Annotated in this window: 18 protein-coding genes and 1 pseudogene; 8 read left to right on the forward strand and 11 right to left on the reverse strand. The window is 70.2% G+C overall.

The window, feature by feature from the left end:
* Positions 1-101: 101 nt before the first annotated feature.
* The 3 genes from ESD82_RS05110 to ESD82_RS05120 are packed head-to-tail and all read right to left on the reverse strand — an operon-like array spanning position 102 to position 3,308.
* A complete protein-coding gene (locus ESD82_RS05110; RefSeq protein ID WP_147428841.1) occupies positions 102-854 on the reverse strand; it encodes an SDR family NAD(P)-dependent oxidoreductase in 753 nt (250 codons plus the stop codon).
* The gene (locus tag ESD82_RS05115; RefSeq protein WP_147428840.1) at positions 847-1,626 is read right to left on the reverse strand and encodes an SDR family NAD(P)-dependent oxidoreductase; all 780 of its coding nucleotides are present in this window, start codon (positions 1,624-1,626) and stop codon (positions 847-849) included. Before ESD82_RS05115 ends, ESD82_RS05110 begins: the two co-directional genes overlap by 8 nt.
* Positions 1,623-3,308 carry an FAD-dependent oxidoreductase gene (locus ESD82_RS05120; protein WP_147428839.1) on the reverse strand — a complete coding sequence of 562 codons (1,686 nt, stop codon included), beginning with the start codon at positions 3,306-3,308 and terminating at the stop codon, positions 1,623-1,625. The genes ESD82_RS05115 and ESD82_RS05120 overlap by 4 nt, the downstream gene beginning before the upstream one ends.
* Positions 3,309-3,422: 114 nt before the next feature.
* Here ESD82_RS05120 and ESD82_RS05125 point away from each other — a divergent pair, with 114 nt between their 5' ends.
* The 3 genes from ESD82_RS05125 to ESD82_RS05135 all read left to right on the forward strand — a co-directional run bounded on the left by ESD82_RS05125 (position 3,423) and on the right by ESD82_RS05135 (position 6,930).
* On the forward strand, positions 3,423-4,322 hold the full coding sequence (locus ESD82_RS05125; RefSeq protein ID WP_147428838.1) for a helix-turn-helix domain-containing protein: 900 nt from the start codon (positions 3,423-3,425) through the stop codon (positions 4,320-4,322).
* Between the two features lie 75 nt (positions 4,323-4,397).
* Positions 4,398-4,958, forward strand: coding sequence for an NIPSNAP family protein (locus ESD82_RS05130; protein WP_147428837.1), 561 nt, complete (start codon positions 4,398-4,400; stop codon positions 4,956-4,958).
* Positions 4,959-5,049: 91 nt separating this feature from the next.
* Complete coding sequence (locus tag ESD82_RS05135; protein WP_147428836.1) at positions 5,050-6,930, forward strand: bifunctional sugar phosphate isomerase/epimerase/4-hydroxyphenylpyruvate dioxygenase family protein; 1,881 nt, start codon at positions 5,050-5,052, stop codon at positions 6,928-6,930.
* Here the strand turns inward: ESD82_RS05135 and ESD82_RS05140 are convergent.
* Positions 6,927-7,820, reverse strand: a complete 894-nt coding sequence (locus ESD82_RS05140) for an NAD-dependent epimerase/dehydratase family protein (RefSeq protein ID WP_147428835.1) — start codon at positions 7,818-7,820, stop codon at positions 6,927-6,929. The genes ESD82_RS05135 and ESD82_RS05140 overlap by 4 nt on opposite strands.
* A gap of 117 nt (positions 7,821-7,937) precedes the next feature.
* On the opposite strand from ESD82_RS05140, the gene ESD82_RS05145 reads away from it, so the two are divergent.
* From ESD82_RS05145 to ESD82_RS22425, 4 genes are all read left to right on the forward strand, one after another.
* A complete protein-coding gene (locus tag ESD82_RS05145; RefSeq protein ID WP_147428834.1) occupies positions 7,938-9,623 on the forward strand; it encodes an FAD-binding protein in 1,686 nt (561 codons plus the stop codon).
* Between the two features lie 248 nt (positions 9,624-9,871).
* Positions 9,872-11,260, forward strand: coding sequence for an MFS transporter (locus tag ESD82_RS05150; RefSeq protein ID WP_147428833.1), 1,389 nt, complete (start codon positions 9,872-9,874; stop codon positions 11,258-11,260).
* A gap of 62 nt (positions 11,261-11,322) precedes the next feature.
* Positions 11,323-12,156 carry a shikimate dehydrogenase family protein gene (locus tag ESD82_RS05155; protein WP_147428832.1) on the forward strand — a complete coding sequence of 278 codons (834 nt, stop codon included), beginning with the start codon at positions 11,323-11,325 and terminating at the stop codon, positions 12,154-12,156.
* A 27-nt stretch (positions 12,157-12,183) separates the two neighbouring features.
* Positions 12,184-12,309 carry a hypothetical protein gene (locus ESD82_RS22425; RefSeq protein ID WP_276330387.1) on the forward strand — a complete coding sequence of 42 codons (126 nt, stop codon included), beginning with the start codon at positions 12,184-12,186 and terminating at the stop codon, positions 12,307-12,309.
* 81 nt (positions 12,310-12,390) lie between these two features.
* Here ESD82_RS22425 and ESD82_RS05160 read toward each other — a convergent pair.
* From ESD82_RS05160 to pcaD, 7 genes and pseudogenes are all read right to left on the reverse strand, one after another.
* Positions 12,391-13,305, reverse strand: a pseudogene (locus ESD82_RS05160) (IS630 family transposase); the annotation flags it as partial.
* Positions 13,306-13,392: 87 nt separating this feature from the next.
* Positions 13,393-14,706: a lyase family protein gene (locus tag ESD82_RS05165; RefSeq protein WP_147428831.1), complete on the reverse strand. Its 1,314-nt coding sequence runs from the start codon at positions 14,704-14,706 to the stop codon at positions 13,393-13,395.
* A gap of 102 nt (positions 14,707-14,808) precedes the next feature.
* Positions 14,809-15,657, reverse strand: coding sequence for a BKACE family enzyme (locus tag ESD82_RS05170; protein ID WP_147428830.1), 849 nt, complete (start codon positions 15,655-15,657; stop codon positions 14,809-14,811).
* Positions 15,658-15,667: 10 nt separating this feature from the next.
* Positions 15,668-16,279 carry a protocatechuate 3,4-dioxygenase subunit alpha gene (gene pcaG, locus ESD82_RS05175; RefSeq protein ID WP_036748373.1) on the reverse strand — a complete coding sequence of 204 codons (612 nt, stop codon included), beginning with the start codon at positions 16,277-16,279 and terminating at the stop codon, positions 15,668-15,670.
* Positions 16,279-17,016, reverse strand: coding sequence for a protocatechuate 3,4-dioxygenase subunit beta (gene pcaH / locus ESD82_RS05180; protein WP_024845854.1), 738 nt, complete (start codon positions 17,014-17,016; stop codon positions 16,279-16,281). The genes pcaG and pcaH overlap by 1 nt, the downstream gene beginning before the upstream one ends.
* Positions 17,013-17,396: a 4-carboxymuconolactone decarboxylase gene (gene pcaC / locus ESD82_RS05185; protein WP_024845853.1), complete on the reverse strand. Its 384-nt coding sequence runs from the start codon at positions 17,394-17,396 to the stop codon at positions 17,013-17,015. The genes pcaH and pcaC overlap by 4 nt, the downstream gene beginning before the upstream one ends.
* A complete protein-coding gene (pcaD, locus tag ESD82_RS05190; RefSeq protein WP_147428829.1) occupies positions 17,393-18,169 on the reverse strand; it encodes a 3-oxoadipate enol-lactonase in 777 nt (258 codons plus the stop codon). Before pcaD ends, pcaC begins: the two co-directional genes overlap by 4 nt.
* 67 nt (positions 18,170-18,236) lie before the next feature.
* Between pcaD and ESD82_RS05195 the strand changes: the two genes are divergently transcribed.
* The gene (locus tag ESD82_RS05195) at positions 18,237-19,157 is read left to right on the forward strand and encodes a LysR substrate-binding domain-containing protein (RefSeq protein WP_147428828.1); all 921 of its coding nucleotides are present in this window, start codon (positions 18,237-18,239) and stop codon (positions 19,155-19,157) included.
* Positions 19,158-19,169 lie beyond the last annotated feature (12 nt).

Consider the following 19,169-nt stretch of genomic DNA (forward strand, 5'->3'; position numbering starts at 1 on the left):
CCTTCCGGCCCCAGGGCCATCGGAGGGGCCGGAAATCCGGCTTGGCGCAAGGCGCCTGCCCGTTCCTTGTGCAGCCGGCGCGCAAACCGGCGGGGCCGCGCTCAATCGGGGCGGCTCGCCTCGCCGAAATCGCCGAAGGCGGTCCAGCCGCCATCGACCGGCAGCACCGCCCCGGTGATGCCCGAGGCCGCGTCCGAGGCCAGGAAGGCCACCGCCGCCGCCACCTCGCGCGCCTCGATCAGCCGGCCCAGCGGCGTGCGGCGGCGGATGGCCGGCAGGTCGATCCGGCCCGCCTCGGCCAGCGTCCGGACCAGCGCGGTCTCGACGAAGGCCGGGGCGACGGCGTTCACGCGCAGCCCCTGCCCCGCCCATTCGCAGGCCATGGCCCGGGTCATCGCCACGATGCCGGCCTTGGCCGCGCCATAGGCATTGCGCCGCGGCAGGCCGGTCAGCCCGGCGATCGAGGACAGGTTCACCACCGCCCCGCGCCCGCGCGCCAGCATGCCGCGCGCCACCTGCCGCGTCATCAGGAAGGTTCCCGACAGATGCACGTCCAGCACCCGGCGAAAGGCGGTCAGATCCTGGTCCAGCGTCGGCAGGTGGCTGTCGCCGATGCCGGCATTGTTCACCAGGATGCCGAAAGGCGCGACGGCCGCCGCCGCTCGCGCCTGAACCTCGTCGGTGACGTCGCAGCGGATGCCGCGATGCCCCGCGCCCAGTTCCGCCGCCCGCAGCGCCACCTTGTCGCCGTCGAGATCGGCAATCGTGACCCGGCAGCCCTGCGCCGCAAGCGCCTGCGCGATGGCCCAGCCGATGCCCTCGGCCCCGCCGGTGACCAGCGCCTCGCTAGGCATAGCCCGGCCTCGGCACCAGCCCCATCAGGCTTTGCGACAAGCCGCCATCGACCACGATGTCCTGCCCGGTCACATAGGCCGCCCGGTCCGAGGCGAGATACAGCACCGCATCCGCCATGTCCTGCGGCGAGGCGATGCGGCGCAGCGGCACCATGGCCTCGCGCCGGACCTTGACCTCAGGATCGGCATAGAAGGCGGCGGACATCGGCGTCAGCACCAGCCCGGGGCTGACGCAGTTCGAGCGCAGGCCGCGCGGCCCCCATTCGGCGGCCAGTTGCCGCGACAGCATCGCCACCGCCGCCTTCGAGGCGGAATAGGCGCCGCTGGCCGGCTGCGGTTGGCTGGCGGCGATGCTGGCGACATGGACCAGTGCGCCGCGCCCGCGCCCTAACATGCCGCGCCCGAAAGCCTGCGCCGCGGTCAGGTAGCCGGTCAGGTTCACCGCCAGCATGGCCGACCAATCCTCGGGACTGACGCTCTCCAGCGCGCCGGGGCGCAGGATGGCGGCGCTGTTGACCAGCACGTCGGCGCCGCCCTCGGCCTCGACCCGCCCGGCGGCGGCAGCGACGCTGCCCGGATCGGCCAGATCGCAGGCCAGCGCCAAGGCGCCGCCGCCCAGCTGCTCGGCCAGCGGCCCGGAGCGGTCAAGATCGCGGTCCAGCAGGATCGCCCGCGCCCCTTCGGCGGCAAAGCTCCGCGCCAGCGCCTGCCCGATACCGCCGCCGGCACCGGTGATGACGACGGTCCTGCCTTCCAGTCCAAGCCAGCTCATGCTGCATCCTCCGTTGCGGCCGCGCGCCCGGCCAGATGGCGGCCGGTGATCCAGCCGAAGGTCATGGCCGGGCCCAGCGTGATGCCCGCGCCCGGATAGTTCCCGCCCATGATGCTGGCGCGGTCGTTGCCCACGGCATAGAGCCCCGCGATCGCCGCGCCCTGCCGGTCCAGCACCGCGCCCTCGACCGTGGTCCTGAGCCCGTCGAAAGTGCCCAGATCCCCCATTTCCATGCGCACGGCGTAGAACGGGCCGCGCTCGACCGGCGCCACGCAGGGGTTCGGCTTGTGCTCCGGATCGGCGAGATAGCGGTTGAAGCTGGTCTCGCCGCGGCGGAACTGCTCGTCCCGCCCCTCGCGCGCGCCGCGGTTATAGGCCGCGACCGTCGCCTCCAGCCCTGCCGGGTCGATGCCGCAGGCCCGCGCCAGACCGGCCAGCGTCCGGCCGCGCTTCAGATAGCCGCTGCGGGTCCAGAGCCATAGCGGCATCGGCGCCGGCTTGGCATGGCCAAGGCCGTATTTGCGGATCGTGCGATGGTCGCAGATCAGCCAGGCCGCGCCGTCGCCCGCGGCCATGGCCGCACCCACATCGTGATAGCTGTCGCTTTCGTTGACAAAGCGCCGCCCGTCGGACCGCACCGCGATCATGCCGGGCTTGTAGCGGTCCAGAAGATGCGGAAATACGCCCTTGCCCGGCACCAGGCTGACCGGCATCCAGGCGGCGGGCTGCGGGTATTCGGCCTCGAAGGCGCCGCCGACCGCCTCGCCCAGCCGGATGCCGTCGCCGGTATTGCCCGGGGGCACCGGCGAGTGATGCGCGCCCCCCGCCTTCAGATGGGCATAGATCCCGGCACGGCGGGCCAGGTCCTGCGCATAGCCGCCGCAGGCCAGCACCACGCCGCGTGCGGCCATGATGCTGCGCGGCTGCGCGCCGCCGACCTGCGCACCGGTAACGCGGCCGCCCTGCTTCAGCAGATGCAGCGCCGGGGTCTCGGTCAGGATCGGGATGCCGAGGTCGAAGCAGGTCTTGGCCAGCCGCGCCGCCAGGGCGTTGCCGCTGGTTACCTGCACGCCGCGGCCGTGGCGGACGACCTCGGCCGCATGGGCGGCCAGCCGCTTCGCGACATAGGCAAACGAGGTCAGCGAGCGGGTGGCGTTGAAGAAATGCCGGATGTCCGCGTTCGAGGAATTGAACATCATCCCCATGAAGGTGATGGTCGCCAAGGGCGGCCGCAGGCGGCGCAGGTTTTCCCCCAGCGCGCTGCTGTCATAGGGCGCCGCCAGCACCGAGCGGCCGACATCCACCCCGCCGGGCACGGTCGGGTGATAATCGGGGTAAAGCGTGGGGACGAACTTCACCTCGGTCTCGGCCTCGAACCAGTCCAGCATCTTCGGTCCGGCCTCCAGGAAGGCCTCGACCGCCTCGGGCTGGTGGAAATTGCCGGTCTCGGCCCGCAGATAGGCCCGCGCCGCCGCGCGCGTGTCATCCGGGTTCAGCGCCCGGCCGTGGCGGTTGCCGGGGATCCACAGCACGCCGCCCGAAAAGGCGGTGGTGCCGCCGAAGACCGGCTCCTTCTCGATCACGATCACCGACAGCCCGTGCTTTCTGGCGGTGATCGCCGTGGCCAGCCCGCCGGCGCCCGAGCCGATCACCAGCACGTCGCAATGCTCCTGCGCGCCCATTGGCTCCCTCCCTTTTTCGCTGCCTTCCTGCTACTGCGGGGGACATCGCGAACCAATGGACGCTGGCGCGCAATTCTTGCACTATTCGCAACCGACCGGGGGACGGAGGAACGCATGGGCGACAAGGCGGCGGGCGGCATCCCGCATTACTATCTCTATGGAGATCAGGAGGCGGATGTCGAACTGGACCTGCTTCATATCGAGCCGATCCGCGAGCGCAGCGGCCCGAACGATTGGAGGATTCGTCCGCATGCCCATCCCGATCACATGCAGGTGCTGCTGGTGAAATCGGGCGGCGGCGGCATCCGCATGGAGGACCGCCAGCTGCCGATCCCCGCCCCCGGCATCCTGGTGGTGCCGGCGGGCGTCGTACACCAGATCGACTTCGATCCCGGCACCGACGGGTTCGCGGTGACGGCGGCGCTTGGCTGCCTGCGCACGGCATCGGCCGGCGATCCGCGGCTGGCGACGGCGGCGGGCCGGCCGGCCGTCTATCCGCTGGCCGGGACCGGCCTCGACATTCCGGCGGTGATCGACACCTTTCACTGGCTGCACCGCGAATTCATCTGGTCGGCGCCGGGCCGGCGCACGGCGATCCTGGCGCAATACATGCGCATCCTGGTGGTGGTGCTGCGGCTGTCGATCGCGCATCAGGACGCCGGCACCGCCACGCCGGACCGCGACTACGACCTGCTGGTGCGCTATCGCGCGCTGCTCGAAGAGCATTTCCGCAGCCAGCGTTCGCTGGGCTTCTTTGCCGGCGAGCTGGCCGTCACCCCGGCGCGGCTGAACGCGGCCTGCAAGGCGCGCAGCGGCAAGACCGCATCCGAGCTGCTTTACGAGCGCATCGTGATCGAGGCCAAGCGTTATCTGGTCTATACCGAAAGCACGGTGGCACAGGTGGCGCATCTGACCGGCTTCGACGATCCGGCCTATTTCAACCGCTTCTTCACCCAGCGCGTCGGCATCTCGCCCGGCGCCTTCCGCAAGCAGGCCGCGCGATCCGAGGGCTGAGTCCAATCTTTCCGACGCGCGGTCCATTTCCGCGCGCCGCCGCCCACGCCAATCTGCGCGGCAGGAGGGACCGGCATGATCCATGAATGGCGCAGCTATCGGCTGAAACCCGGCGCGGCAGGCGATTACCTGGCCCTGCTGGCCGAACGCGGCCTGCCGCTGGTGACACGGCACCTGCCTCTGATGGGCTATTGGCTGGCCGAGACCGGGCCGCTGAACACCATCCATCACCTGTGGAGCTATGCCGACTGGACCGAACGCGAATCCCGCCGCGCCGCGCTGGCGCAGGAGGAAGGCTGGACCAGGGGTTTCATCCCCGCCGCCTTCGCGCTGGTCGATGCGCAGCAGAACCGTTTCCTGCGGCTCGACCGCGCCTCGCCGCGCTTCCATGCGGCGCTGGCGGGACGCTTGCGCGCCCATGCCGCGCCCGCCCCCGGCGCGGCGCTTTTCGCCGCCGATTGCGCCGCGCTGGTGATCGGCGCGGACCCGGCCGGGGCAGAGGCACTGTGGCAGCCGGTCTCGGGCGATGCGCGCGGTCCCGTCGCGCTGATGCCGCGCAGCGCCGAGCCGGTGCCGGCAGCGCCGCAGCCGGGACGGCATGTGATCCTGCGTCCGCTGGCCTTCTCGCCGCTTTGAATTAACGCAAGGTTAATCACAGCGCAGAATCGGCATTTGCCGTTACGCCGATTCTCTGCGACGCTTGGCGTATCAGGGAAAGGGGTGCGGAATGAAGACCTCGATTGCCACCGTGTCGATTTCGGGCAGCTTTACCGAGAAACTCACCGCGATCCAGCAGGCCGGATTCGACGGGATCGAGATCTTCGAGCAGGATTTCCTCGCCTCGGACTTCACCCCGGCCGAGGTCGGCCGCATGGTCCGCGACCATGGGCTGGAGATCACCCTGTTCCAGCCCTTCCGCGATTTCGAGGGCCTGCCCGAGCCCTTGCGCAGCCGCGCCTTCGCCCGGGCGCAGCGCAAGTTCGACCTGATGGCCGAGCTGGGCACCGACCTGGTGCTCGTCTGCTCCTCGACCCATCCCGAGGCGCTTGGCGGCATCGACCGCGCCGCCGCCGATTTCCGCGAACTGGGCGAGATCGCGGCAGAGCGCGGCATCCGCATCGGCTACGAGGCGCTGTGCTGGGGCCGGCATGTCAACGACCACCGCGACGCCTGGGAGATCGTGCGCCGCGCCGATCACCCGAATGTCGGCCTGATCCTCGACAGCTTCCACACACTCGGCCGCAAGCTCGACCCCGACAGCATCCGCCGCATTCCCGGCGACCGCATCTTCTTCGTGCAACTGGCCGATGCGCCGCTGATCGAGATGGACCTGCTCTATTGGTCGCGGCATTTCCGCAACATGCCGGGCGAGGGCGACCTGGACGTCGCCGACTTCACCCGCGCGGTCATGGCCACCGGCTATGACGGGCCGCTGAGTCTGGAAATCTTCAACGACCAGTTCCGCGCCGGCCTGCCGCGCCTGGTGGCCCGCGACGGCCATCGCAGCCTGGTGGCGCTGATGGACCGCGTGCGCCGGGCCGAGCCTTCGCTCTCCGTCGATCTGCCCGCCTTTCCCGCCCCGGCCCCGGTCGAGCGGGTGGAGTTCGTCGAATTCGCCACCTCGGTCGAGGATGCCGGGCCGCTGGAGACCCTGCTCGCCGCGGCCGGCTTCGAAAAGGCCGGGCGGCATCTCAGCAAGCAGGTGGCGCTGTGGCGGCAGGGCGGCGTCAACCTGCTGGTCAATGCCGAGCCCGGGGGCTACGCCCACAGCGCCTGGGTCACGCATGGCACCGGCGTGTCCGAAATCGGGCTGATGGTCCCCGACGCCCGCGCCGCCTTCGACCGCGCCCTGGCACTGGGGGCCGAGCCGCATGTCGCGCCCCATGCCGCGCAGGAGCTGGATATCCCCGGCATCCGCGGCGCCGGCAGCAACGTGATCCGCCTGCTGGACCGCCAGGGCGAGCTGGGCCGGATCTGGGAGGTGGATTTCGCCCTCGACGCCCCCGCGCCGCCGGGCGCCGGGCTTGCCGGCGTCGATCACCTGGGCCAGACCATGGCCTATGACGAAATGCTCAGCTGGTCGCTGTTCTACACCACCCTGTTCACGGCCCAAAAGGCGCCGATGGTCGATGTGGTCGATCCCGACGGGCTGGTGCGCAGCCAGGCCATCCAGGCCGGCGGGCTGCGCATCACCCTGAACGGCGCCGAGACGCGGCGCACCCTGGCCGGGCAGTTTCTGCACGAGACCTTCGGCTCCTCGGTCCAGCACCTCGCCTTCGCCAGCGACGACATCTTCGCCACCGCGGCCGAGATGGCGGCGCGCGGCTTCCCCTTCCTGCGCATCGGGGCGAATTACTACGACGATGTCGAGGCGCGCTTCGGGCTCGATCCGGATTTCACCGCCCGGCTGCGCGCCCATCACATCATGTATGACGAGGATGCCGGCGGGCAGTTCCTGCAATTCTACTCGACCGCCCTGCCCGGCGGCTTCTTCCTGGAGATCGTGCAGCGCCGCGGCGATTACGCCGGCTATGGCGCGCCGAACGCCCCGTTCCGCATCGCCGCGCAAAAGCGCACCCTGCGGCCCAAGGGCATGCCGAAAGCCTAGCCGCCCAGTTCCGCCAGCGTGCGGCGGATGCCCTCCTCGATCGGCGTGACCGGCTGCGCGCCCAGCCAGTCCGGCACCGGGTCCGAGGTCAGATCCGCCGGAATGCGCAGCGGCGGGCCGTCGATGGCGATGCCGTCCCAGCCGCTCTGCCGCGCCAGCTCGGCGGTGAAATCCGCCATCCCGCGCGTGTCGCCGGCCATGGTCAGCACCGTCGCGCCCTGCATCGGCCGCAGCATCGCCGCGGCCAGCAGCCGCGCCACGTCATCCACATGCACGAAGCCCACCCGGCCCGAGAAGCGGATCACCGCCGGCTCGCGCCGGACCGAGGCCGCCAGCGCGATGGACGGCCCGGCCGCGATGCCGCTGCTGATCCCCGGCCCGTAGACGATATAGGGCCGCAGCCCCAGGCTGGGCAGGCCGTGATCCGCGGCATGGACCCGCGCCAGCCCCTCGACCGCCAGCTTGGTCACGCCATAGACGGTCATCGGCCGCGGCAGCGTGGCGCTGTCCGGCCCGAACACCCCGGCGGTGCTGAGCCAGGCGACCGGCACCCGCAGCCGGCGCGCCAGTTCGAAGACATGCGCCGAGCCCAGCACATTGACCCGCACCGCCCGCGCCGGGTCGGCGGCGCAATCCACCGTCATCAGCCCGGCAAGATGCACGATGCCGTCGCAGCCCTCGCCGGCCCGCGCCAGCGAATCGGCATCGGTCACATCCCCCGCCGCCGCCTCGCAGCCCTTTGGCAGCACGGTGCGGCGGATCGCGGCTTCGAGGTCGAAAAGGCGCGGGACGATGCCCTGCGCCGCCAGCGCGGCCGCCACCCTCAGGCCGATGAAACCGGTGCCGCCGGTCAGAAGAATGCGGCGCGGCCGCCTTGTATCCTGTGTCATGCTGTCTCCTCCGGCCTACACTATATGGAATGATGTTCAATTATAAAAGCATCTTCCATTTTCATGCCAGCTGTGGCAAGTTCCGCCGCGCATCGGGGCAAAGAGGAGGGAGCGCGCATGACGGACATGGCTTTCGACGAAGAGGTCGATCTTCTGGTGATCGGCGCCGGCGCGGGCGGCATGACGGCGGCGCTGAGCGGCGCCATCGCCGGCCTGTCGGTGCTGCTTTGCGAAAAGACCGGCATGGTCGGTGGCACCACTGCCACCTCGGGCGGCACGACCTGGGTGCCGGGCACCGAGCTGAGCCACCGGGCCGGGGTGCCCGACAGCGCCGAGGACGCCGCCGCCTTCCTGCGCCATGTCGTCGGCAACCGCGGCGGCGATGCACGGCGCGAGGCGTTCCTGGCCGCCGGGGCCGAGGCCATCGCCGAGCTTGAACGCCATTCCGAGGTCCGCTTCGTCGCTGCCGCCGCGCATCCCGACTATCTGGACGGTCCCGGTTCGGCCTATGGTGGGCGCGCGCTCGCGCCGGTGGAATTCGACGGCCGGCTGCTCGGGGCCGAATTCGACCGGGTGCGGCCGCCGCGCGACGTGTTCATGGGGCTGGGCGGCATGATGGTCGGGCGCGGCGAGCTGGGGGCACTGCTTGCCCCCTTTGCCAGCACCGGCAACCTGACGACCGCGCTGAAGATCCTGCTGCGCTATGCCCGCGACCGGCTGGGCCATCGGCGCGGCACCCGGCTGCTGATGGGCAATGCGCTGGTGGCGCGGCTGTTTTTCAGCCTGCGCCGGCGCGAGGTGCCGATCTGGTTCGACAGCCCGCTGGCTGATCTCATCCGCGACGGGCAGGCGGTGATCGGCGCGGTGGTCGAGACCCCGCAGGGCCGGCGCCGCATCCGGGCGCGGCGCGGCGTGGTGCTGGCCACCGGCGGCATCGGCTGGAACCGCGCCCTGCGCGAGCGGCTGTTCCCGCCGCAGATCGCCCCCTTCTCGCAGGCGCCCGAGGGCAATAGCGGCGACGGCATCGCCCTCGCGGTCGAGCGCGCCGGCGCGGCGCTGGACGATGGCTGCGACAGCGCCGGGCTGTGGATGCCCTGCTCGCTGCTCGGCCGTCCGGACGGGTCGCAGGCAATCTGGCCGCATATCATCCTCGACCGCGCCAAGCCGGGGCTGATCGCCGTCGGCCGCGACGGCCGTCGCTTCGTGAACGAGGCCGGAAGCTATCACGATTTCTGCTTGGGCATGATCCGCGCCGGCCTGTCCGAGGCCTGGCTGGTGGTCGATTCCGGTTTCATCCGCCGCTACGGGCTGGGGCTGGTCCTGCCGGGCGGGCGCGGGTTGCGGCGGCTGCTGCGGCAGGGCTATCTGCGACGCGCAGGCAACCTTGACGCGTTGGCAGCCGCCATCGGGGTCGATGCGCAGGGGCTGGCCGAAAGCGTCCGGGCCAATAACCGCTTCGCGGAAACCGGTTCCGACGCCGATTTCGGCCGCGGCTCGACGGTGGTGAACCGCTTCAACGGCGATCCCGAGGTCAAGCCCAATCCCTGCCTGGGCCCGATCCGGCAGGCACCCTTCTATGCGCTGCGCGTGGTGCCGGTCGATCTGGCCGGCAGCGGCGGGCTCGACTGCAATGCCGATGCGCAGGTGCTGGACCGCGAGGGCCGGCCGATCCCCGGGCTTTACGCCTGCGGCAACGACGCCGCCTCGATCTTCCGCGGCACCTATCCGGGGCCCGGCACCACCATCGGCCCGGCCATGGTCTTCGGCTGGAAAATCGCCCGACAGTTGGCAGAGCAGGGCTGATTTTCCGCCCTTGCCGGAAAAACACCGGCCATCGGGCCATCGGGGCAATTTCGCCAGCGGCAGGCACGAAAATCAATCCCTTGCCCGGAATCGCCACGTCGTTCCAGCCGATCCCGGCGCCGATGAATTAACTTGATGTTAACATAAAGCGTTAAACGGTCTTTGACGTTATTCGCTTGTTTTGCGACCTTTTGCCACAGACCGCGCAATCAGAGGAGCTGGCGTGGTCAGCTTCAGGGAGGTTACCCATGACCGCTTCACTGGCCATCGCGCCCAAGGGCAGGCATCAATCCGGCAAGGCTGCGGCCAGCGGCTGGATCGGCTCTGCGCTGGAATATTACGACTTCTTCATCTACGCCACCGCCGCCTCGCTGGTGTTTCCGCAGATCTTCTTCCCGTCGGAAAACCCGCGCGTCGCCATCGTCGCCTCGCTGGCGACCTATGGCGTGGGCTATGTCGCCCGGCCGATCGGCGCCTTCGTGCTGGGCCATTGGGGCGACACCCATGGCCGCAAGAACGTGCTGATCCTGTGCATGTTCCTGATGGGCATCTCGACCCTGCTGGTCGGCCTTCTGCCGACCTATCAGCAGGTCGGCATCCTGGCCCCGATCCTTCTGGTGATCCTGCGGCTGGTGCAGGGCTTCGCCGTGGCGGGCGAGATCTCGGGCGCCAGCTCGATGATCATGGAACACGCGCCCTTCGGCCGGCGCGGCTTTTTCGCCAGCTTCACGCTGCAAGGTGTGCAGGCCGGCCAGATCCTGGCCGCCGCCGTCTTCCTGCCGCTGGCGCATTACATGCCCGACGAGGCCTTCAACAGCTGGGGCTGGCGCATCCCGTTCCTGCTGAGCTTCGTCGTCATCATCGCCGGCTGGATCATCCGCCGCGAGGTCGAGGAAACCCCCGCCTTCCGCCAGGAAGAGGCCGAGCACGCCACCCCGCGCTCGCCCGTCGTCGAGGCGATCCGCACCACCTGGCCGGACATGATCCGGGTGATCTGCATGGCGCTGATGAACACCATCCCGGTCGTCGCCACCGTCTTCGGCGCCGCCTATGCCGTGCAGGCCGCCTATGGCATCGGCTTCCACAAGGACGTCTATCTGTGGATCCCGGTCCTGGGCAATATCGTCGCCTGCCTGGCGATCCCGCTGGTCGGCAATCTGTCGGACCGCATCGGCCGCCGTCCGCCGATCATCGTCGGCGCGCTGGGATCGGGCCTCTTGGCCTTCGGCTATCTCTATGCGATCTCGATCCATTCGGTGCCGCTGGCGATCCTGATGTCGCTTCTGATGTGGGGCGTGGTCTATCAGGGCTATAACGCGGTCTTCCCCAGCTTCTACCCCGAGCTGTTCCCGACCCGGACCCGCGTGTCCTCGATGGCGATCTCGCAGAACATCGGCACCACGATCACCGCGCTCTTGCCTGCGCTCTTCGCCACCGTCGCCCCTCCCGGCTCGACCAATGTGCCGCTGATGGTGGGTTCGATCACCTTCGCCATCTGCTGCATCGCCGCCGCCGCGGCCTGGTCGGCGCGCGAGACCTACCGGGTCCGCATCGAGGATCTGGGCAAGCCGAATGCCGCACCGGTGACAAAGGCGGAATACGACCACCTGCGGACCGAGGCCGCCGCCAGCCGCTGAACTCCACCGCAAGGCCCCGGTCCATCCGGGGCCTTTCCCCCGAGCAGGAAAGGCAAGGCATCATGATCCGCGGAACCACCAGACTGATCGCGCATCTGGGCTATCCGACCACGACCTTCAAATCGCCGATGATCTACAACCCGTGGTTCCGGCGGCGCGGCATCGACGCCGTGGTGGTGCCGATGGGCTGCAAGCCCGAGGATTACCCCGATTTCCTGCGCCTGCTGTTCCGGCTGTCGAACATCCACGGCGCCCTGATCACCATGCCGCACAAGGTCAGCACGCTGGCGCTGGCCGACCGCGTCTCGGTCACCGCCCGCATCGCCGGCGCGGCAAACGGGCTGCGGCTGGCCGAGGACGGCGCGCTCGAGGCCGACATGTTCGACGGCGAGGGCTTCGTGCGCGGCGTGCTGGCCAAGGGCCAGGAGCTGCAGGGCCGTTCGGCGCTGGTCGTCGGCTGCGGCGGCGTCGGCTCGGCCATCGCCGCCTCGCTGGCCCGGGCGGGCGTGGCGCGGCTGGCGCTCTACGACCCGGCGGCCGCCAATGCCGAGGCGCTGGCCGGCCGTATCGCCGCCGCCTATCCCGGCATCGCGCTGGAGACCGGCGCGAACGACCCGGCGGGCTTCGACCTGGCGGTGAACGCCTCGCCCTTGGGCATGACCGAGGGCGACCCGCTGCCCATGGATCCCGAACGCCTCGACCCCGCCACCTTCGTCGGCGAGGTGGTGCTGAAATCCGAGATCACGCCCCTGCTTGCCGCCGCCCGCGCCCGCGGCTGCCGCTATCAGGTCGGCACCGACATGCTGTTCGAGCAGATCCCGGCCTATCTGGAGTTCTTCGGCTTCCCCAAGCCCAGCGTCGCGGAACTGCGCGAAAGCGCCGCGATCAGCTATTGACCGGCGGCGGCGCGAGGCCGGGCATCGATGCCCGTGCCCCGCGCCGCCATGGCCGGCTGGTTTCGTCCCGGCTGGGGCACCGGCCTTGCCTGCCCGGTCTCGGTCGAGGCGGACGCGCTGCGCATCCGCGCGGATCGCCGGGGCGCCGCCTAGATCCTGCCCATATCAAATCCAAGCATAGCCTGCGTTTTTGAGGTGGTTGGCGCACTCCTTTGCGGAGAAGCTGTCAGGTCATGTGCCGAGGCGTTTCCAGGCGGCTTCGACGGTGCGTTCGGCGGCGGAGCGCATGAGGGGCTTGGGCGCGACGAATATGAGGGGGCGAACGCCATGCGTTCGAGTGAGCCCCCGATCGTGTTCGATGGGGCTCAGATCCGGGCTGTATGGCGGGAGGAACAGCAGATGCGCGCCTGCCGCCCGCATGGCCTTTCGCACCGCGCCGCCCTTGTGGCTGCCGAGATCGTCCATGACCACCACGTCGCCCGGACGCAGGGTCGGAAAGAAGCACCGGCTCGACACAGGCGCGGAACAGATCCCCATTGATCGGGCCATCGATGACGCAGGGCGCGTCGATCCGCTCCATCCGCGGCGCCCCCACGAAGGTCATCCTGCGCCAGTGCCCCTGTGGCGCACGGCCCGGCAGGCGGGTGCCCCTCGGCCCCCGGCCGCGCCGCGGGGCCATGTTTGTCTGCACCCAGGTTTCCTCGATGAACACGAGCCGGCGCGGGTCGATCCTGTGCTGGTGCCGCCGCCAGCGGGCGCGGCGGCGGGCGATGTCGGGCCGTCCGGTCTCGGCGGCAAGGACGGCCTTTTTTTGAACGACACCCCCTCGGCATGGACGAAACGCCACAACGCGCCATAGCTGACCCTGACCCCGCGCGCGGCCAGCCCGGCCCGGAGCCGGCGCAGGGGCAGCGAGGGGTGTTCCGCAAGCCGGGCCAGCGCGTCGTCCCGTCCCGGCGCCATCACATCGCGCCGCTTACCGCCCATCGGACTGGCCTCGCAACTGCCTGTCGCGCGCCATCTCCGGGACCATTTCACAACGCTCGGCACGCTGAGGCCGAACATAGACGCAACCGCGCGCACCGTCTCTCCCTCAGCAACGCGCGCAACAACGCGTGTCCGAAGATCGCTGGACAAAGGTCTCGCCATGCATGCCGGCCTCCTTTCCCAGCAGCCATGTCGAAGCAGACCACCCCCGATCTGGGAACGCCCGATCCAGCCTGAAACGATCAGGCTTTAGGCGCCGGCAGCCTCGGCAAAGGCCCGCGCCTCGGCCGGGGCGGTGCCGAGCCCGCCGGCGGCGGAAAGGTCCAGATCCGGGAAGTCGCGGGCGACCAGCGCCGGCAGCGGCTGGCCGCCGGATTGCGCCTCGGCGCAGAGCGCCTTGATCCTGGCCTGCGCCTCGGGGCGCGGCATGTGGCGGGCCAGGGCGAAGGTGAAGGCCTCGGCATGGATCAGCCCGCTGCCGTCGTCGAGCCCGCGCGCCATGGCCTGCGCATCGGGTGCGATCCGCCCCGACAGGTCCAGCGCCAGCGCCAGCGCCCGGCCGGTCGAGATGCAGAGCTGCGGCAGGGTCAGCCATTCCACGAACCAGGCCGCGCCGTCGCGCTGCTGGCGGTGGATGCCGGCGCCCTGCAGCGCCGAGGCCAGCGCCGCCGCCTGCCGCGCCAGCGCCACCAGCACCGAGGGGCCGACCGGATTCTGCTTTTGCGGCATGGTCGAGGAACCGCCGGCGCCGGAGATGCGGATTTCGCCGATGCCGCTTTGCGCCATCAGGATCAGGTCCTCGCCCATCTTGCCCAGGCTGGCGCAGAGCCCCGCCATCCAGGCGGCGAAATTGCCGATGCGGTCGCGTTCGGCGTGCCAGCCGTGGCCGGGATCATGGAGGCCGAGCGCCGCGGCCAGGCCGGCGCGCACGGCGGGGCCCTCGGCGCCCATGGCCGAGAGCGTGCCCGCCGCGCCGCCCAGCGAAACGGTGGCCAGCTCCGGCGCCAGCGCCTGAAGCCGCGCGCGGTGGCGCAGCAGCGGACGGCCCCAGCCTGCGATCGCGGCACCGAATCCGGTCGGCGTCGCCGCCTGCCCGTAGGTCCGCGCCGCCATCGGCAGATCGGCATGCTCGCGGGCCAGCCGGCCGAGCGCGGCAGCCAGCCGGCCGAGCCTGTCGTCCCAGATCCCCGTCAGCCGGCGCAGCCGCAGCGCCTGACCGGTTTCCATGATATCCTGGCTGGTCGCGCCCCAATGCAAGTATTGCGCATGATCGGGCGCCTCCATGGCCTTGCGGAAGGCCGCGACCAGCCCCGGGACCGGCACGCCGTTGGTCGCGGTCTCGGCAGCCAGCGCGGCGGGGTCGATCTGCACCTCGCGCGCGGCGCGCTCGATGAAGGCGCCGGCGGTTTCGGGGATCAGGCCCAGCCGGGCCTGCGCGCGGGCCAGCGCGCCCTCGACCAGCAGCATGGCGCGGATCTCGGCGCTGTCGGCGAAGAGCGCGGCGGTCTCGTCATCCGAGAAGAGGCTGCGATAAAGGGCGCTGTCGGCGGCTGCGGCGGGCATCGGTCGGTCCTTTTGCAATGGCGGGACCGGGGGGCCGTCTGCCCCCGGACCCCCCGAGGATATTTGGACAAGAAAGAAGATGCGAGAGGCCGGCGGCAGGGCTCAGGCGGCAGGCTCAGGGGGGCGCAGGCCGAGGATCTGCCGGGCCTGGCGCCAGGTCGCCACCGGGCGGCGGTATTTCTCGCAAAGCGCCGCGGCGCGTTTCACCAGCGCGGCGTTGGAGGGGGCGAGCCTGTCGCGGTCGAGGCGGACATTGTCCTCGAGCCCGGTGCGGGCATGGCCGCCGGCAGAGATCGCCCAGTCGTTCAGCACGATCTGGTTCGGCCCGATGCCCGCCGCGCACCAGGGCGCATCGGCGCCGAAAAGGCGCTTCACCGTATGGACGTAATAGTCGAAGACCCCGCGGTCGGCGGGCATGGCGTTTTTCACCCCCATGACGAATTGCACATAGGGCCGGTCCTTGATCTGGCCCGCCTGCCACATCTGATGCGCCTTGAGGATATGGCTGAGGTCGAAAGCCTCGATTTCCGGTTTGATATCGTATTTCGCCATCTCGGCGGCCAGCCAGTCCACCAGGTCCGGCGGGTTCTCGTAGACCCGGGTCGGGAAATTGTTCGAACCGACCGAGAGCGAGGCCATGTCGGGGGCCAGCGGCAGCATGCCGCCGCGGGCGCGACCCGCCCCCGAGCGGCCGCCGGTCGAGAGCTGGACGATCATGCCGGGGCAATGCGTCTCGATCCCTTCCTTGAGCCGGGCGAAGCGTTCGGGGTCGGAACTCGGCCGGCCCTCGTCGTCGCGGACGTGGCAATGGGCGATCGTCGCGCCGGCCTCGAAGGCTTCCTGCGTCGATTCGACCTGCTCCTCGATGGTGATCGGCACCGCCGGGTTGTTGTCCTTGGTCGGCAGCGAGCCGGTGATGGCGACGCAGATGATGCAGGGGGTTGCGGTCATGGCCTTGCCCTCAGATGTCGAAGAAGACGGTTTCGTTCTCGCCCTGCAGCTTGAAGTCGAAGCCGTATTCGCCCGGTCCGGTCCGCTTCGCCATGAGCGTCTGGATGCGGGCCTTGTGCTCGATCCGGGCGAGGACCGGGCATTCGGCATTGGCCGCCTCCTCGTCCTCGAAGCAGATCCGGGTCTGGAGCCCGAGATTGATGCCGCGCGCCACCAGCCAGACATTGATATGCGGCGCCATCAGCCGGCCGTCCGGGAAGGGCACGCGGCCCGGCTTGACGGTTTCCAGCCGCCAGATGCCGGTGTCGAAATCCGCCGCGACCCGGGCCCAGCCGGTGACGTTCGGATCGGCGGCGCCGCGCGGGTCGTTGCCGGGATAGATGCCATCCGCATCGGCCTGCCAGGTTTCGAAAAGCGCATCGCGCAGGACCATGCCGGCGCCGTCGATGACGCGGCCGGTGATGATGATGCGCTCGCCCCGCGCGCCCTCGCGGATCGGCGAGAGGCCCAGATCCTGCGGATAGATGCCGGGATTGCCGAGCGCGTTCGGGGTCAGGCCGATATGGACATAGGGGCCGGCGGTCTGCGAGGGGGTTTCCTTGAGATAGTCCAGTCCCTGCATCACATCCCCTCCTTGCGGTTTTCGAAGAACGACTGGCGGCGGCCGCGCAGCACGATGTCGAACTTGTAGGCCAGGCAGTCCATCGGGATCGCCCGGTTCATGTCCAGGGGCGCCACCAGCGCCTGGATGGCGCGGTCCTGGCCGATGGTGTTGACGATCGGGCATTTCGCGATCAGCGGGTCGCCCTCGAAATACATCTGGGTGATCAGGCGCTGGCCGAAGCCGGTGCCGAAGACCGAGATGTGGATATGCATCGGCCGCCAGTTGTTGACATGGTTCGGCCAGGGATAGGCGCCCGGGCGGATGGTCAGGAATTCGTAGCTTCCATCCGGCCCGGTCAGCGTGCGCCCGCAGCCGCCGAAATTCGGATCCAGCGGCGCCAGGTAGCCGTCCTTCTTGTGGCGGTAGCGGCCGCCGGCATTGGCCTGCCAGATCTCGACCAGCACGTTCGGCACGCCGCGGCCGTTCTCGTCCAGCACCCGGCCGTGCATGATGATGCGTTCGCCGATGGCAGGCTGGCCGGTGAAGTTCATCACCAGGTTGTTGTCCAGCACCCCGATCATGTCATGGCCGAAGGCGGGGCCGGTTTCCTCGCTGAGCGTCGAGCCGAGCGCCACCAGCGCGCGATGCGGGGCGCGGGTCATCGAGGTCTTGTAGCCCGGCGTATAGGCCGGCGGGTGCCAGTCGCGGTCGCGGAAGAACAGCGGGCCGCGGTCGGTTGCATTGCTGAGGGTCATCGCTTGGCCGCCTCCATTTCGGCAAAGGTCTCCTTGGCGATCTTGATCGCGTGGTTGGCGCGCGGGACGCCGGCATAGATGGCGACATGCAGCAGCGCCTCGATCACGTCGCCGGGCGTGGCGCCGGTGTTGGCGGTGGCGCGGATATGCAGGGCCAGTTCGTGGTCGTTGCCCAGCCCCGCCAGCAGCGCGATGGTCAGCATCGAGCGCTCGCGCGGGCTGATCGTGTCGCGCGACCAGACCGCGCCCCAGGCGGATTCGGTGATCAGCCTCTGGAAGGGCTCGTCGAAATCGGTCTTGGCGGCCTCGGCGCGGGCGACATGGGCATCGCCCAGCACCCGGCGCCGGGTGGTCATGCCTTGGTCGTAACGGTCACTCATCGGGCGTGGTCCTGAAGGAAGGGGGCCAGCAGCGCGGCCCATGCGGCGGGGGTTTCGACGCAGGGCAGATGGCCGGCGCCGGGGATGACGTGGAAATCCGCGCCGGGGATCAGATCGGCGGTGCCGCGCACCAGATCCGGCGGCGAGGAGCCGTCCTGGTCCCCGGCGATCACCAGCGCGGGCAGGCGCAGGCTGGCGGCGGCTTCGGTCAGGTCGGCGGCGGCGATGGCCTCGCAGGCGGCGATGTAGCCCTGCGCGTCGCAGCGGGCCAGCATGTTGCGCCAGGGATGCAGCGCCGGCGTGGTGCGGAAGGGCGGTGCGAACCAGCGCTCCATCACCGCATCGGCGATGCTGGCGACGCCGCCGGCACGGACGGCGGCGATGCGGGCGGCCCAGATCTCGGGCGCGCCCATGCGGGGCGCCGTGTTCGACAGCACCAGCGCACGCAGCAGTTCGGGCCGGCGCGCGGCCAGCGCCTGGCCGATCATGCCGCCGATGGACAGGCCGACGAAGACCGCCGGTCCGCCGGTCGCCTCGATCAGCGCCGCGGCGTCCTCGGCCAGATCGGCGATCGAGACGGGGCCGCCGGAATCGGACAGGCCGTGGCCGCGCTTGTCGTAGCGAATGGCGCGGATGCCCGGCAGAAGCGGCAGCACCGCGTCCCAAAGCCGCAGGTCGGTGCCCAGGGAATTGGCGAAAACCACCGGCAACCCGTCCTCGGGCCCGTCGATCCGGTAATGCATCGCCCCCCAGGGTCGCATCAGAACTTGCATGGCAACTCCTCTCTCACCCATAATCTGCCACAGCCTGTTCCGGGCGAAAAATGCTAAATGAGCGATCATGTATAATCATTCCATTATGCATCCGGCGATCAAGCTGCGCCATATCCGCGCCTTTCTGGACATCGCGGCCGAGGGCGGGCTGTCCGCCGTCGCCCGCCGGCAAGGCATCACCCAGCCGGCGCTGTCGCGCACCCTGGCCGAGCTGGAGACGCTGCTGGGGCAGCGGCTGTTCCTGCGCCAGGGGCGGCGGCTGGTGCTGACCGAACAGGGCGCGCTGTTTCGCCACCATGCCGCCCAGGCCCTGCAGGCGCTGGAGGCAGGCGCGGCGGCGTTGCGGCCGGGGACCAGCGGCACGATCCGGGTCGGCGTGCTGCCCACGGTGGCGACGCGGTTCTTTCCGCAGGTGGTGCTGCGGCTGCGGCAGATCCTGCCCGAGGTGACGCTGGCGGTCGAGACCGGGCCGCATCACTACCTGATCCGCATGCTGCGCGCGGGCAGCATCGACCTGATGATCGGGCGCCTGCCCAGCCCCTCGGAAATGGCGGGGCTGAGCTTCGATCACCTTTACGAGGAGGACGTCGTGCTGGTGGCGCGCGCCGGTCATCCCGCGGCCGGCCGGCCGGCCGCCGAGGCGCTGCGCGAGGCGCCGCTGATCCTGCCGCCGGCGACGGCGCTGATCCGCGCCTCGGTCGATGCCTATCTGGTCTCGCTGGGGCTGGCCGGCGGCCGGCCGCTGGTCGAGACGGTGTCGCTGGCGCTGGGGCGGGGGATCTGCCTGGCCTCGGACAGCCTGTGGTTCATCTCGCGCGGGGTGGTGCTGGACGAGGTCGAGCGCGGCCTGCTGGTCGAATTCCCGACCGGTGCCAGGTTCCTGTCCGGCGCGGTCGGCATGACCCGCCGGCAGGCCGCCGCGACGCCGGGCCTTGCCACGCTGGAACAGGTGGCGCGCCAGATCGCCGGCCGGGCGGCGGGCGGCTGACGGCGCGATTGG

The organism is Paracoccus pantotrophus, from assembly GCF_008824185.1.
Taxonomy (GTDB): domain Bacteria; phylum Pseudomonadota; class Alphaproteobacteria; order Rhodobacterales; family Rhodobacteraceae; genus Paracoccus; species Paracoccus pantotrophus.